Origin of the sequence: Sphingobacterium sp. UBA7253, assembly GCF_002472745.1 — a bacterium.
GTDB classification, from domain to species: domain Bacteria; phylum Bacteroidota; class Bacteroidia; order Sphingobacteriales; family Sphingobacteriaceae; genus Sphingobacterium; species Sphingobacterium siyangense.
The window spans coordinates 70,996-86,469 of sequence record NZ_DKSP01000221.1 but is presented as its reverse complement, the minus strand read 5'-3'; the positions used below and the strand labels follow the sequence as shown (position 1 = coordinate 86,469).

The window sequence follows — 15,474 nt, the reverse complement described above, 5'->3', positions numbered from 1 at the left end:
TTTAGCAAAAGGATAGGTCAATAACTTTAAATAACATCGTGATGCGCTGCTTTAAAAAAGAATGATTGGAAAACTCATGTGAAAAAGCCAATTGATCTGTACGTAATGCATGAGCAACCAGCATTTCTGCATAAGCCACTTTATCGGTCGAGCATATTTCATCTACAATATACTCGTGTTGAAACCTTATTTCCTTTTGAAAGAAATACACAACAGGATTGAACCAATTAAAAATTTTCAGCAGCTCAATCAACACCAAATCGTAGGAATGCCCCTGGGCAGTATGGACCTGCTCATGCCATGCAATATTCTCCTTGTTTTTAATCGATTTTCCAATCACAATCCTATTAAAAAAAGAAAAACTCAGGTATTCGGGAGAAGAGCGCATTACCCGAACAAGTTGCCTGATACGCACCGCCAGGAAAAAAAAGGCGACGGCCACTCCTATCCAATAGATCTTGGTAAGAATATCCAATAGAAAAAGAGGTTTTTCTTCGATCGGACTCCCGATTTCGACATCCATATATGTTCCTAAATCGACCTGTGGAATATGATTGGAAATCATCTCTGTCTTGGGCAATTCAATAAAAATACCCACGGGAGCTAGTAAAGAAAATGCAACCATTCCAATCAGATAGATCCGATTCCATTGAAAAAAAGTAAGTTTTCTAAAAATCAGTTTGTAGAGCACAAAACTGATAATCAATGAAATATTGACAATCAATAAGTAAATCATAATCAAAAGTTTATAAAAGAGTATTGGTTGTTATTTATTACGTTCGATGATGGACAAGATGTCATCAAGTTCTTTGATGTCCAACCTGTTCTCTTCCAGAAAATAAGAGAGCATACTTTTGGGCGAATTATCAAAATAATTGGTTAATAACTTACCTGTAATACCTTTCTTATATTCCTCTTTTGAAATCTTTGGTAAATATTGATGACTTTTACCAAAGGATTCATGCGTTACAAAGCCCTTCGTTTCAAGAATACGAACGATGGTCGAGACCGTATTGTAAGCAGGTTTCGGTTCCGAAAGTCGATCAATAATCTCTTTGACAAAGCCACGGCCCATCTCCCAGAGCTCTTGCATAATCTGCTCTTCAGCTTTCGTTAACTCTTTAAAATCCTCCATAACTCCTCAAGAATAAATTAAATACCTGAATAATAAATCAATAGACAAGTTATAACTAAAAACATAGTTTAACAACTAATAAATTAGTTTAAAAACCAATAGACTGATAATCAACTTATTATTTTTTGTCAATACGGAATATTGTCATATTTATTCATCGAAATTCTTTTTCCTTGAAGCTTTCAATTGAGATTGTTGTTTCTTTCGATCCAGCCTTTTGAGAACACTCGAATACGGAGTTTTGGTTTTCTTACGAGGTTTTGCTGGCACAAGTGCGGCCGTCAATATACGCTTAAAGCGATCGATTGCGATTTCTTTATTGCGGACCTGCGACCGGTCGATATCGCATTCCAATTGCAGTATTCCTTCTTTATTTATACGATTTGCCAATGCGGTGAACACCATTGCTTTTTCCTCAGCAGAAACAGCTGTCGATAGCGCAACATCCCACTGCAGCAATACTTTCGATGACACCTTGTTTACATGTTGTCCACCTGCTCCACCCGACCTGGAAAACCTAAACGTAAGGTCTCCTATTACTCCTTCTAAATTCATTTATTTTTAAATGCTTCTTCTATTTTTTCCATCTTTTTTAATAGAAAGCTCAATTTTTCCACTTGATCCCGTTGTACTTCGACAAGTTCTTGTTCTTTGCGGATAATGAGATGATCTATTTTTTCATGTAATTCCCTGATTTCGAGTTCAGCCTTCAAGTTGACCATATAGTCATTTCTTGCGCGTTCACGATCCTTATCTTCCTGTCTGTTTTGACTCATCATAATAACCGGAGCCTGCAAGGCCGCCACACAGGACAAAATCAAGTTAAGTAAAATAAAGGGATACGGGTCAAAGCCTTTATTATTTAACCAAAAGATATTGGCTGCAATCCAAACAATCAAAAATAAGATAAAGGAAATAATAAAGGTCCAGCTTCCACCAAACTCAGCCACTTTATCTGCAACCCGATCTCCTACGCTGACTGACTCCTTATCATCTCCGTCCAGACTTGCGCTGATTACTTTATTTTCCTTAAAGCTATTGATTACCTGCTGATCCAATTGACTTAATTGCCCCGACTCATCTTTCAGAAATTCGGAGATATAAGTTTCCTTAAATCGTGTCAACTCGCTTGCGGCGATATACTTGTCCTTACTAAAACTTGGATATTCCTTTTTTATCAGCTTAAAAATAGGTTGTCGGATTGAAGCCCCCAAAATGCGTTGCTCCGAAGGAAATTGCTGTCCTGAAATATCACTTATAAAGTTATCCATATACCGATTTAATGTCTATTTAAAGATAGTGCTTTTTAACCAATCAAAAAATTCACAAAACTATGGCAATTGGTTTTTGTTATTTTACGCATAAATAGACGAAATTTGCAACACAAAATTCAGGAATAAGCGTTATCAATTTTTCATGTTAGCATGAAATAATTTAAAAAGACAATTGTTAAGGTAAATAACTTCGTCGATGCCTTATGAATAAAAATAGTTTATATGTGATAGACATCACATGTCTTGGACGACAACACGCAGAATACTAACATTAGGTTCCTTGGAACCTTTAAACACAAATTAAACAGCGCGTATAACGGAATGCCGTTAAAAATATACGCTCAGACATAATTACGCAAATGAAAATAGGAATTGTTTGTTATCCCACCTTTGGTGGAAGTGGTGTTGTTGCAACCGAACTAGGAAAGGCTTTGGCCGCTAATGGACATGAGATCCATTTTATCACCTACCGACAACCCGCACGTCTGGATTTCTTCTCTGAAAACCTATACTACCATGAGGTAGCTGTTTCGCAGTATCCACTTTTTGACTTTCTACCCTATGAATCTGCATTAGCCAGCAAACTGGTTGATGTTGTTCGTTTTGAAAAGTTGGATTTGATTCACGTCCACTATGCCATTCCACATGCATCGGCGGCATTTATGGCAAAACAGATCTTACTCACTACATATGGCATTAATATTCCTGTAGTAACGACCTTACATGGTACAGATATTACACTGGTTGGTAAAGACAAGAGTTTTAGTCCTGTTGTTACATTCTCCATCAATCAATCCGATGGCGTAACTGCGGTATCACAGAATCTGAAAGATCAAACGCTCCAATATTTTGATATTACGCGCGATATCAAAGTGATTCCAAACTTTATTGATCTGGACAGGTTCAGCAATAAAGATCGGACACATTTCAAAAAAGCCATTGCACCGGGCAATGAACGCATATTGGTCCATACTTCCAACTTTAGAAAAGTCAAAAATACAGAAGATGTCATTCGTATTTTTAAGAAAGTCCATGATGTCATCCCTTCCAAGTTATTAATGGTAGGTGACGGTCCTGAGCGTCGAAATGCGGAGGAGTTATCCAGAGAACTTGATGTATGCAAAGACGTCCGTTTCTTGGGGAAACAGGACGCAGTGGAAGAAATATTATCTGTATCAGATCTTTTTCTGATGCCTTCAAGTTCGGAAAGTTTCGGTCTTGCGGCTTTAGAAGCCATGGCTTGTCAAGTTCCAGTCATCTCTTCCAATACCGGAGGTTTACCCGAGCTGAATGAAAATGGTGTAACTGGATTTCTCAGTGCTGTTGGTGATGTTGAAGATATGGCGAAAAACGCGATTTATATCTTGGAAGATGGAGAACGCTTAGAAAAATTTAAGGAAGCGGCATTAAATCATGCAAAAAAATTCCAATTGTCTAATATTATGCCTTTGTATGAGCAGTATTACCAAGAAGTCATTAATCAAACAATAAAAGCACAATAAATATCACTTTAAGGCTTAAGGGATGAAAAAAATATTTTATCTTTGACCTTTGGAAAATTTCCAAAAAAACAATTATGAAATACAAACGTATCTTATTAAAACTTAGCGGTGAATCCTTAATGGGTGACCAAAGCTATGGTATCGATATTAACCGTGTATCACAATACGCTAATGATATCAAAGAAATTCACGATCAAGGTTTAGAAATTGCAATTGTTATCGGTGGCGGTAATATATACCGTGGTCTAAGCGCTGAAAAATCAGGTATGGACCGTGTTCAAGCAGACTATATGGGCATGCTTGCCACAGTCATCAACAGCATGGCTCTTCAAGATGCGCTTGAGAAAGTTGGGAAAAAGACACGTTTGCTTACTGCGATCAAAATGGAGCAAATCTGCGAACCATTCATTCGTAGAAGAGCCGTTCGCCACTTGGAAAAAGGCCGTATTGTTATTTTCGGAGCTGGTACAGGAAACCCATATTTCACAACGGATACCGCTGCATCTTTGCGTGCAATCGAAATCAATGCCGATGCTGTATTGAAAGGAACCCGCGTGGATGGTATCTACACTGCAGATCCAGAAAAAGATCCTAGTGCAACAAAATTTGAAGAAATATCATTCACAGAGGTTTATGAGAAAGGATTAAATGTCATGGATATGACAGCCTTTACCCTTTGTCAAGAAAACAAATTACCGATCATCGTATTTGATATGAACAAACCAGGCAATTTATTAAAACTTGCCAATGGTGAACATGTCGGAACTGTGGTTAAATAATTTAAATCTGTAAAAAACGTAATCTTATATGAACGAACTAATTTCAATTGAATTGGACGATTGTAAAGACAAGATGTCCAAAGCAGTTGCTCACACCGAATCCGAATTAACTAAAATTCGTGCGGGTAAAGCTTCTCCATCCATGTTAGATGGAATTTCAGTAGACTATTATGGCAGCGCCACTCCACTTTCACAAGTGGCTAACATTAATACAACTGATGCACGGACTATTGTTATCCAACCTTGGGAAAAATCGCTCATCAACGCAATTGAAAAAGCTATCACAGACGCTAACCTAGGAATCAACCCACAAAATGACGGTATCGTTATTCGTCTGAATATTCCTCCTTTGACAGAAGAAAGAAGACGTGATTTGGTTAAGAAAGTAAAAGAAGAAACTGAAAAAGGCCGTATTGGTGTTCGTAATATTCGTAAGGATGTTAACGAGTCCATCAAAAAATTAAAAAATGACGGTGCTTCAGAAGATGAAATCAAAACTGCCGAAGGTGAAGTTCAAAAGTTAACAGATGCATTCATTGTAAAAGTTGATAAATTGGCTGAACTGAAAGAAAAAGATATCATGACTGTTTAAGTTTTCCTACTTGAATAGAAAAAAGGTCTGAAAAATATTCAGACCTTTTTTATTGGTATGAAGACCTCCCCACTCCCCCCTTAAAACGGACTCTTACCGACCTACAATACCTTGGCTCTCCGAAGATTTTATAGTTTATAAAATCAACATACTCTTCAAAAATATTCCTTGTTACACCATTGATTTCTGAACAAATAATTGTACATTGTACACTAACAAGTAATCAATTATATGATGAACAATTCTCGCCGTCAATTTTTAAAGCAAGCTGGAATAGGTCTTTCGGCAGCTTATCTAGTGCCCAACTTTATATCTTGTCAAAATAAAGCCGGTGCAATCAGCGACAATCCATTACAGAATATAGGCGTACAGCTTTATTCCATCCGCGATTTAATGGATAAAGATCCGAAAGGATCTTTGGAACAAATTGCCAAAATTGGGTATAAACATGTTGAGCTCTATGGAATAGATGCTACAGCCAAACAGTTCTGGAAATTGCCCTACAAAGAGTTGAAGAAAATATTGGATGATAACGGTCTAAAAACACATTCAGGCCATTACGATATGTCCAAATACCTCAGTAAAGCTCATACCGACAAAGAAGACCTTGCGGTTTATTTTGATGCAGCAAAAGAACTTGGTCAAGAATATGTGATTGCTCCTGTAACACCGATGTTTGATCTGAATGCATTGAAAAAAGACGATTATCTCTATGCTGCAGAGCAATTGAATAAGGCTGGTGAACAGGCTAAAAAATTAGGTCTAAAAGTTGCTTATCACAACCATTTCTGGGAATTTAGGGATCTAGGCAATAATACGACGGGTGAAGAGGTGATGTTAGCATTCACTGAGCCTGATTTGGTTGATTTTGAATTAGACCTTTTCTGGGCAGAAAAAGCGGGTAAAAACCCGATAGCTTTGTTTGAAAAATTCCCCAACCGTTTTAAACTTTGGCATGTCAAAGATATGGATAAAACAAAATCCAATCCTATTGAATGGCCCAAAGATGGGAAATTGCCGATTGAGCAAATCTTCAATGATATCAAGTATACCGAAGTGGGGACCGGAAGCATCAACTTCCCTGAAATCGTCAAAGAAAGGAATAAAGCCGGACTTAAATATGCTTTTGTTGAGCAAGACAATATCTATATGCCAAATAAGATGGAAAGTCTCAAAAAAAGCTACGATTATGTACAGGCAAATCTGACAAAATAAAAAAGGNNCCTTTTTTATTTTGTCAGATTGTCAGCTTAAAATTCGGTATCTTCTACCTCCACTGCTGTCTCGATTACTTTTCTCGCCAACTCTTCTTTAAATTCGATGATATTCTTGCTGATTGTTTCATCATGTGTACCAAGAATCTGAGCCGCCAATATACCTGCATTCTTCGCCGCATTTAAAGCGACAGTTGCTACAGGAATACCATTTGGCATCTGAAGAATAGAAAGTACCGAGTCCCATCCATCAATGGAATTTGATGATTTTACAGGCACGCCTATCACAGGTAAATGTGTAATAGAAGCAACCATTCCTGGCAAATGCGCCGCACCACCCGCTCCAGCAATAATAACTTTCAAACCACGAAAAGCTGCATTTTTCGCATAATCAAACATACGTTGCGGTGTACGATGTGCTGAGACGATCGTTACCTCAAATTCCACCCCAAGGGCTTTGAGCACATCTATAGCATCCTGCATAACAGGAAGGTCTGATTTGCTTCCCATGATAATGCCTACCTGGGCCTTATTATTGACTGACATAGTATTGTTTAAGCTTTAACTTTTAATATTTCTTGTACTTTTCTTGCATTGGAGATCGCTTTCTCCCGATCATCATTGATGATACAAACATGGCCCATCTTGCGGAATGGCTTCGTATATTTCTTTCCATATAAATGGATATATACGCCTTCCATTGCCAACACCTCTTCTACTCCCTCATATTTGGCCAATCCTTCATAGCCAGGTTCACCTAACAGGTTAATCATAACGGCATTCGTTCTGCATCTGGTATCACCTAACGGTAGATTGAATATAGCCCTTAAATGCTGTGCAAATTGCGACACATAATTACCCTCTATTGTCTGGTGACCACTATTATGAGGGCGCGGAGCCAATTCGTTGACCAAAATATCACCATTTTTCGTTAGGAACATCTCTACAGCCAATATACCCACGATCTGCAAATCATCGGCAATCTTTTTTGCTATAGCCTCTGCGCGTTGTTGAATCTCTACACCATACAAAGACGGCGCAATCAAAAATTCCACCAAGTTAGCCTGAGGATTAAATTCCATTTCCACCATTGGAAATGTAGACACCTCCCCCTTATCATTCCGGGCAACAATGACCGCAATTTCCTTTTCAAAATCTACCCATTCTTCAATTAAGCTAGGTTCTTCGAACGCATCTTGTATATCCTGCTGGGTGACAATCTTCTTTACCCCTTTTCCATCATATCCATCCTTACGTAATTTCTGGATATAGGGTAAGCTTAATGAGGCATTTACTAAATTATCCTTATTGGATATCAATTGAAACGCCGAAGTTGGTATATCGTTTTGTTTAAAAAATTGCTTTTGTAGACCTTTATCTTGAATCAGACGAATGATACGTGATTGTGGATATACAATTACTCCCTCTCCTTCCAGTTTCTCCAAAGCATCTACATTCACCTTCTCGATCTCGATCGTGATCATGTCCAGATCCTTACCGAAATTATAGACCGTTTCAAAATCGCCCAATGAACCACATTCAAATTTATTGCACAACTTGCGACAAGGAGCATTCTTATCCGGGTCCAATACATGAACATTTACATTGTAATTAATGGCTTCCTGGATGAGCATTCTTCCCAGTTGACCACCGCCAAGAATACCCAATTGCAATTCACCATAAAAATCTTTTGCCATAATTGATTTAAAATCTTATAAAATTTATCTTTTAAGCTTTTCCGCTGAACAATTGCTCACCTAACAAGCTTTCTTTGTCTATCTTTTTTTGCAATTCAATAAAAGCACCAATTAGCGCCTCGGGACGTGGTGGACATCCCTGGACATAAACATCCACAGGGATAATGCGATCCACCCCCTTGACCACATGATAACCATGCTGCCAATATGGACCACCACAGTTGGAACAAGAGCCCATCGAAATAACATATTTAGGATCTGGCATCTGTTCATATAGTTTCTTGATACGATCGGCCATCTTAAAGGTAACCGTTCCAGCAATAATGATCACGTCGGATTGCCTTGGAGAAGGCCTTGGAAATACGCCCATCCGATCTAAATCGTAAGTTGAAGCCATTGCCCCCATCATTTCAATGGCACAGCAAGCAATACCAAAGCTCATAGGCCACATTGAAGATAATCTTGCCCAATTCAGCAAATCATCTAATTTGGCAACAATAACACCATTATTCTGCAATTGACTATCTAAACTCATGCTTACTCAGTTTTTTTAAATCGAGGTTTAAAGGCTGGTTTCGGTGTCGACACCTGTTCATCTATCGTTGTTTTGTGCGCGACAGTTTCATCTACAACCAGTGCATAATCACGCACCTGATAAGTCTTACTATTCAGGCTTGCATAGGCGCTATCCGGGATAGGTACAGGAACTTTAGGTAAGGACACATTTGGTTTAACCCATTCTAAATCGCCCTTTTTCCAGACAAAAACCAATCCTAGAATTAAAATACCAATGAACATAGCCATTTCAATCATGGTAAACCATCCCCACCTTCCATCTGCCGCAATATATTCAGACTGTCCAAATACAGTGGCCCATGGAAAAATAAAAATAAGCTCCACATCAAAAAGTAAAAATACGAGGGCGATCACATAAAACCGTGGATTAAACTGAACCCAAGAAGAACCAATGGGATCCTCTCCACATTCGTAGGTACCAGATTTGATGGGATTATTCTTTTTCGGAGAGATTAAACGTGCAAGAAAAATGGTCGCACAGACTAACAGCGCCCCTATCAGAAGAATGATAAGGATTTTGCCGTATTCCGATAATTGCGCGGGGTCATCCATAATAATTACAAATTTAACAAATATTTCGTTCACTCGGGTGAGGAACTTGAAATTACGAATTATTTCTTTAAAAACAGTTCGAATTTTACGGAATCAACCAGCAGTATCCTGTCCGCAAGTAACCTAGATTCATCTTGTACAGCGCATAGTAGAAACGAAAAAATTAATCAAAAAGGCAACACAATGATCAAAGCCTTCATGACTTCGCAGACTCCAACAGCAATGAAAGCGGAATGAAGATTCTTTCTGGCCAATAAGATTAGACACTTTCAGAAAAAAAAATAGGGCATCGTATAAAACGATGCCCTTCTTATGATGTAACTATTCTCTAAAAATTACATTTTTCCTGGCATTTTGGGCATATTACGCATCATTTTAGCTGCCATCGCTGGATTAGACATCTGCTTCATGACTTTACGCATATCACCAAATTGTTTCAATAACTTATTCACTTCATTAATATCAGTACCTGATCCTTTCGCAATACGTAAACGACGTTTTTGATCAATGACATCTGGATTTTCGCGTTCAAAAGGTGTCATGGAATCGATAATCGCTTCAATGGGTTTGAAAGCATTGTCATCTACTTCAATATCTTTCATTGCTTTACCAACACCAGGGATCATTCCCATGAGGTCTTTCATATTACCCATTTTCTTGATTTGTTGAATCTGGGATTTAAAATCGTTGAAATCGAATTTATTCTTACGGATTTTCTTTTGGAGCTCTGCAGCTTGCTTCTCATCAAACTGTTGCTGCGCACGTTCCACTAAGGATACGACGTCACCCATACCCAAAATACGGGATGCCATACGATCAGGGTGGAATACATCCAATGCATCCATCTTTTCACCTGTACCAATAAACTTAATGGGTTTATTAACGACAGATTTAATCGACAATGCAGCACCACCACGTGTATCACCATCCAACTTAGTCAATACTACACCTGTAAAGTCCAGACGGTCGTTGAACGTTTTAGCCGTATTCACGGCATCTTGACCAGTCATTGAATCCACAACAAATAGGATTTCGTCTGGTTTTGTCGCTTCTTTAACTGCAGTAATCTCTACCATTAAAGGCTCATCGATCGCCAAACGACCAGCTGTATCGATGATTACGACGTTATTTCCATTACGTTTTGCTTCTTCCACACCGGCTTTGGCAATCGCAATAGGATCGTTAGATTCACGATTCACATACACTGGTACGCCCACTTGTTCCGCGAGCACTTCCAATTGATCGATCGCTGCAGGACGGTAAACGTCACCAGCCACCAATAATGGTTTTTTATTCTTTTTATCTTTAAGGTACAAGGCCAACTTACCTGAGAACGTTGTTTTACCAGCACCATTCAAACCCGCAATTAAAATGACTGTTGGATTTTTTCCAGTCTCAAGCTCTGTAACAGATCCGCCCATCAAAGCTGTCAACTCATCATTCATGATCTTCGTCAACAATTGGCCCGGGGAAATACTTGTCAGTACATTTTCGCCTAAAGCTTTTTGTTTAACATCGTCGGTAAAAGTTTTGGCAGTTTTATAATTCACATCGGCATCCAACAACGCTTTGCGAATTTCTTTCATCGTTTCTGCAACGTTGATCTCGGTAATACTACCTTGTCCTTTTAATACTTTAAAGGCCCTATCTAACTTATCTTGAAGATTTGAAAACATAAAATCTGAATCTTATTCTATATAAACAGCAAAGTTAAAAAAATTGTCTATAGTAACCTCATTAACACACCATAAAAAATGCGACTATAAAAAATAATCGCATTTTTGTAGGGTAAAGTTACAATACCCGTATTTAATCACTTCTACGGCCACCGAATAAAATCGATGCATAATATAAAAGTGTCACCAACGCACTTAACGCTGCTACAACATATGTCATCGCCGCCCATTTCAAAGCATCTTTTGCACCGTCATGCTCTTCACCATTATAGGTTACACCAGCATGGTTTAACCATTCCAGCGCGCGGTTCGACGCATCAAACTCGACAGGCAAGGTGATAAAAGAAAATAAGGTTGTAATAGCCAGCGCCCCAACTCCAACAGCTAAAAGCCATGGATTACCACCTTTAGAAAAAGCAAACAGCATAACGCCCAACATCAATACCCATGAAGTCATTTTGGAAGCCGCATTGACCATCGGTACCATTGCCGAACGGAAACCCAACCATTTATAGGCTTTGGCGTGCTGTACAGCGTGACCACATTCGTGTGCCGCTACCGCTGCAGCTGCAACACTGCGACCACTGTAAACTTCAGGGCTTAAATTAACGGTTTTATCCGACGGATTATAGTGATCTCCCAAACGATCTGGGATAGACAATACCTTTACATCATATATACCGTTATCATTTAACATTTTTTGCGCAATCTCAGCTCCAGACATCCCGTTGCTCAAAGGCATTTCGGAGTATTTCTTAAATTTGTTTTTGAATCTTGTTTGGACAATTAGGCTTACCACCATTATTCCAATAAATAAAATCAAGTACATAGCTATTCAATCGTTTTATAGTTATAATATGACTATCAAACCTTATTCCAATCGTTGAAAAAAGGTATATGCATAAATTTCTAAGATAAAAAAAGTCTTTGACCTGACAAAAAGAACAGGTTCTTCTGATCTCCACATGACATAATTGCCACATCATTTGGACAAATAACTCCGCTTTCAGCTTCGGTCCAACGAAACACTTACACTGATTAACAAGAATTCAATACGTATACTCATCGGTCATTTCTGAAGGCGAGCAGTTATTTTAAGTTCAATCAGGAGCAGATTATTGAAGGAAATGGCTTTTGAAGGCATGATGCGCAAAGGATTGTAGCATTGCCTTAATGACAAACAAACGGTGGGAAAATACAAAAGCAGCTAAACTTCCCTTTGATCCCAATTAGAATGTAAATAAAAAGGGGCGTCTTGTAATGCCCCCTTTATTATAAATAGCCCATTTGCAGGGTAAGATCGGTACCTTCAATCATCTTACGTAAATTACTCAATGCGTAGCGCATCCTTCCCAAAGCAGTATTGATACTTACTTCGGTTATTTCTGCAATATCTTTAAAACTCATATCACAAAAATGTCGCATAATGAGCACCTCTTTTTGATCGTCCGGAAGTTTTTGGATCATTTTCTTAAGATCAACATCAACCTGCTGTTTGAGCATTTTTGACTCTGCGCTTTCATCACTAAATTCGAGCACCTCAAAAATATCAAAGCCATCAGCATTCACAATATTTGGAGCACGTTTTGCTTTTCTAAAAAAGTCAACAATCATATTGTGTGCTATACGAATAGCCCAAGGTAAAAACTTACCCTCTTCATTATATTTACCGGATTTTAATGTGTTGATGATTTTAATGAAAGTCTCCTGGAAAATATCTTCAGCAAGATATTCATCTTTTACTTTCATATATATAGAAGTATATATTTTCGATTTATATCGATTCAACAATGCCTCTAGACCGGACTCTTGGCCACCGACATACATTTGGATCAACTCTTGATCGCTTTTACCTTTTAGAAGTCTCATACGTCACTTACTTTTTTAGCAGTTCGCAAATAAATTATCAGTTCTGTGTTAAAATGTAAATGTTTGCCGTATAAACTATCCTTTCTTATTGTAAAACAATCAATTAATCTAAAACCAAATTACCGCAAAATAAATGAGTAATCAAATTATTACAATTTATTTTAAGGTTTTTTAACATTTAAAAATAAGTTATCTACCTCACATTTCCAAACCGAGCTCTTAAGGCAATACTCCCATTCCCTCCGAAACAAGCTAGAACCAGCAGTTGTACATGAGAAGGACAACACGCCAATGAGGCATTATTCAATCCGAACTTTATAGGGAGTTAATAGGGACCTAATAGGGACCTCATTCGGATGAATCCCTATTTGAACCGTATAAAATACGGTTCAGGTTATTATATAATTCCCGTGATAAGTTAAATTGGTACGGGCTTATACCATACATGTTATGCTGAGAATAGCTGTAGGAATAAAAAAAAGCGGAACCACCGCATCGGTGATTCCGCTTTTTTTTATTCCTAGGGGAATTTCTTATTTATACAATGGGAACTCAGCCATCATTGCTCTTACTTTGCCATGGATCAAATCCAGTTGAGCATCGTTAGATGCATTTTTCAATGCCTCATCGATCAACTCGCCAATTTGTATAATTTCATTCTCTTTAATACCACGTGTTGTAATTGCAGCAGTACCAAAACGTACACCTGAAGTCACAAAAGGAGAACGTGTATCAAAAGGAACCATATTTTTATTTGTTGTAATACCGGCTTTACCTAATACAGCTTCAGCTTCTTTACCAGAAATATCTTTGTTGCGAAGATCCACCAACATCAAGTGATTGTCTGTACCACCAGAGATGATCTTGTAATCTCTTTCCACAAAGAATTGTGCCAATGCAGCTGCATTTTTCTTTACCTGAACGATATATTCCATATACTCATCGGATAAAGCCTCACCGTAAGCTATTGCTTTCGCTGCGATTGTATGCTCCAAAGGACCACCTTGTGTACCTGGGAATACAGCTAAATCCAATAATTGCGTGATTGTACGGATTTCACCTTTAGGTGTTTTGATGCCCCATGGATTTTCAAAATCTTTACCGACCATAATCATACCACCACGTGGGCCACGAAGCGTTTTGTGTGTCGTTGTCGTAACGATATGGCAATGTGGAAGTGGATCATTCAATAAACCACGAGCGATTAAACCTGCAGGGTGAGAAATATCAGCCATTACGATAGCACCTATTTCGTCTGCAACTTTACGAATGCGCGCATAATCCCAATCACGAGAATAAGCCGAAGCACCACAGATGATCATCTTTGGTTTTTCACGAAGCGCTGTTTCTTCCAATTGCTCGTAGTCAATTAGACCTGTATCTTCTTTTACACCATAAAATAATGGTTGATAGATCTTACCAGATAAGTTCGCTGGTGAACCGTGTGTCAAGTGACCACCGTGAGATAAATCAAGACCTAAAATTTTGTCACCAGGTTTGATTGTCGCCAAAAAAACAGCCGCATTCGCTTGAGCACCAGAGTGAGGCTGAACATTTACCCATTCTGCGCCAAATAATTGTTTTGCACGATCAATTGCGATGGTTTCAATCTCATCCACAACTTCACAACCTCCATAGTAACGTTTTCCTGGGAGGCCTTCTGCATATTTATTTGTCAACACTGAACCAGCAGCTTCCATCACTTGTTTTGAAACAAAGTTTTCTGAAGCAATTAATTCAATACCTTCTTCTTGGCGTTTAAGCTCATCAGCTATTAAATTAAAAATGGCTTGATCTCTTTCCATTGTTTTTAAATGTTGTAAAGTAAATTTTGTAGTTTATTTTAATGCCTCAAAGATAGCATATTCCATAAAGAATATCGACAAAAAGTCCTATTTTATTAAATATTCTTAGAAAAACAGCCTTATTTATGCGAATTACCTAATTAGGTCAAGATCATTTTATGGTGCTATCGGACAGAATAAGCGTACGAAGAATTGAATGTTTCGAAAATGTCAAAAAATTCCGGTCAAGCATTTTGCCATTAAAAAAATGTATTTTTGTATTGGATTGGCTAAAACACTATTACAATGAGTACAGAACATACAGCAGTTGCTCCTGTTTCCTTAACAGAAGGGGCAATCAAGGAACTAAATAAATTAAAGGATCAACAAGAAATCTCTGATGATTTTGGTTTACGTGTCGGTGTTGAAGGCGGCGGTTGTTCCGGTATGAGTTATATCTTGGGCTTTGACCAGAAAAAGGACGGCGATAACGAATACGAAATTCAAGGAATTCGCATCTTTATGAACAAAGCACATGGCCTATATCTTGCCGGTATGGAAATCGACTTCAAATCGGGACTCGATGCAAGGGGCTTCACATTCAACAATCCCAATGCAACAAGTACCTGCGGATGCGGAAGCAGTTTTTCAGCATAACTGAATTTCAGCAAGAATGAAATAACAAAGGGACTGCCATGGGTAGTCCCTTTGTCGTAGCAGATGCTTCCATCATTTTCGCCAGTTGATCAAGGGGGAGATTTCAAAAAGTTCAACCTCGATTTAATGATATAAGCACAACAAAGCCCTCTTTCATTTTCCATCAT

17 protein-coding genes are annotated in these 15,474 nt (G+C 38.3%); 5 read left to right on the top strand and 12 right to left on the bottom strand.

All coding sequences use genetic code 11. The features are described 5' to 3' along the window. Window position 1: 1 nt before the first annotated feature. From B2X72_RS22940 to B2X72_RS22925, 4 genes are all read right to left on the bottom strand, one after another. Window positions 2–736, bottom strand: a complete 735-nt coding sequence (locus tag B2X72_RS22940; protein ID WP_286851586.1) for a M56 family metallopeptidase — start codon at window positions 734–736, stop codon at window positions 2–4. 30 nt (window positions 737–766) lie between these two features. After that, a complete protein-coding gene (locus B2X72_RS22935; RefSeq protein WP_075991136.1) occupies window positions 767–1,135 on the bottom strand; it encodes a BlaI/MecI/CopY family transcriptional regulator in 369 nt (122 codons plus the stop codon). Between the two features lie 150 nt (window positions 1,136–1,285). Further along, window positions 1,286–1,690: an alternative ribosome rescue aminoacyl-tRNA hydrolase ArfB gene (gene arfB, locus B2X72_RS22930; RefSeq protein ID WP_286851584.1), complete on the bottom strand. Its 405-nt coding sequence runs from the start codon at window positions 1,688–1,690 to the stop codon at window positions 1,286–1,288. Then, complete coding sequence (locus B2X72_RS22925) at window positions 1,687–2,406, bottom strand: DUF1003 domain-containing protein (protein WP_088160301.1); 720 nt, start codon at window positions 2,404–2,406, stop codon at window positions 1,687–1,689. Before B2X72_RS22925 ends, arfB begins: the two co-directional genes overlap by 4 nt. Before the next feature lie 362 nt (window positions 2,407–2,768). Between B2X72_RS22925 and bshA the strand changes: the two genes are divergently transcribed. From bshA to B2X72_RS22905, 4 genes are all read left to right on the top strand, one after another. Further along, window positions 2,769–3,911, top strand: a complete 1,143-nt coding sequence (gene bshA / locus B2X72_RS22920) for an N-acetyl-alpha-D-glucosaminyl L-malate synthase BshA (RefSeq protein WP_088160300.1) — start codon at window positions 2,769–2,771, stop codon at window positions 3,909–3,911. Between the two features lie 74 nt (window positions 3,912–3,985). Continuing rightward, window positions 3,986–4,690, top strand: a complete 705-nt coding sequence (gene pyrH, locus B2X72_RS22915; RefSeq protein ID WP_075991132.1) for a UMP kinase — start codon at window positions 3,986–3,988, stop codon at window positions 4,688–4,690. A 28-nt stretch (window positions 4,691–4,718) separates the two neighbouring features. Beyond that, window positions 4,719–5,282: a ribosome recycling factor gene (gene frr, locus B2X72_RS22910; protein WP_088160299.1), complete on the top strand. Its 564-nt coding sequence runs from the start codon at window positions 4,719–4,721 to the stop codon at window positions 5,280–5,282. A gap of 231 nt (window positions 5,283–5,513) precedes the next feature. Continuing rightward, entirely contained in the window at window positions 5,514–6,497 is a 984-nt protein-coding gene (locus B2X72_RS22905) for a sugar phosphate isomerase/epimerase family protein (protein ID WP_227550265.1), read from the top strand. Between the two features lie 35 nt (window positions 6,498–6,532). Here the strand turns inward: B2X72_RS22905 and purE are convergent, their stop codons facing one another. From purE to glyA, 8 genes are all read right to left on the bottom strand, one after another. After that, entirely contained in the window at window positions 6,533–7,042 is a 510-nt protein-coding gene (purE, locus tag B2X72_RS22900) for a 5-(carboxyamino)imidazole ribonucleotide mutase (RefSeq protein ID WP_088160297.1), read from the bottom strand. An 8-nt stretch (window positions 7,043–7,050) separates the two neighbouring features. Continuing rightward, a complete protein-coding gene (locus B2X72_RS22895; protein ID WP_088160296.1) occupies window positions 7,051–8,193 on the bottom strand; it encodes a 5-(carboxyamino)imidazole ribonucleotide synthase in 1,143 nt (380 codons plus the stop codon). 31 nt (window positions 8,194–8,224) lie between these two features. Next, window positions 8,225–8,728 carry an NADH-quinone oxidoreductase subunit B gene (locus tag B2X72_RS22890; protein WP_088160295.1) on the bottom strand — a complete coding sequence of 168 codons (504 nt, stop codon included), beginning with the start codon at window positions 8,726–8,728 and terminating at the stop codon, window positions 8,225–8,227. 2 nt (window positions 8,729–8,730) lie between these two features. Further along, window positions 8,731–9,321: an NADH-quinone oxidoreductase subunit A gene (locus tag B2X72_RS22885; RefSeq protein WP_088160294.1), complete on the bottom strand. Its 591-nt coding sequence runs from the start codon at window positions 9,319–9,321 to the stop codon at window positions 8,731–8,733. A 335-nt stretch (window positions 9,322–9,656) separates the two neighbouring features. After that, entirely contained in the window at window positions 9,657–10,997 is a 1,341-nt protein-coding gene (gene ffh / locus B2X72_RS22880) for a signal recognition particle protein (protein WP_075991125.1), read from the bottom strand. Window positions 10,998–11,130: 133 nt separating this feature from the next. Further along, window positions 11,131–11,826, bottom strand: a complete 696-nt coding sequence (locus B2X72_RS22875) for a zinc metallopeptidase (RefSeq protein WP_088160292.1) — start codon at window positions 11,824–11,826, stop codon at window positions 11,131–11,133. A 443-nt stretch (window positions 11,827–12,269) separates the two neighbouring features. Continuing rightward, window positions 12,270–12,866: an RNA polymerase sigma factor gene (locus B2X72_RS22870; RefSeq protein WP_075991123.1), complete on the bottom strand. Its 597-nt coding sequence runs from the start codon at window positions 12,864–12,866 to the stop codon at window positions 12,270–12,272. A 533-nt stretch (window positions 12,867–13,399) separates the two neighbouring features. Then, entirely contained in the window at window positions 13,400–14,671 is a 1,272-nt protein-coding gene (gene glyA / locus B2X72_RS22865) for a serine hydroxymethyltransferase (RefSeq protein WP_075991122.1), read from the bottom strand. A gap of 285 nt (window positions 14,672–14,956) precedes the next feature. Here glyA and B2X72_RS22860 point away from each other — a divergent pair, with 285 nt between their 5' ends. Then, window positions 14,957–15,307 (top strand): HesB/IscA family protein, encoded by a 351-nt coding sequence (locus tag B2X72_RS22860; RefSeq protein ID WP_046674047.1) that lies wholly within the window; start codon window positions 14,957–14,959, stop codon window positions 15,305–15,307. The last annotated feature ends 167 nt before the right edge of the window (window positions 15,308–15,474 follow it).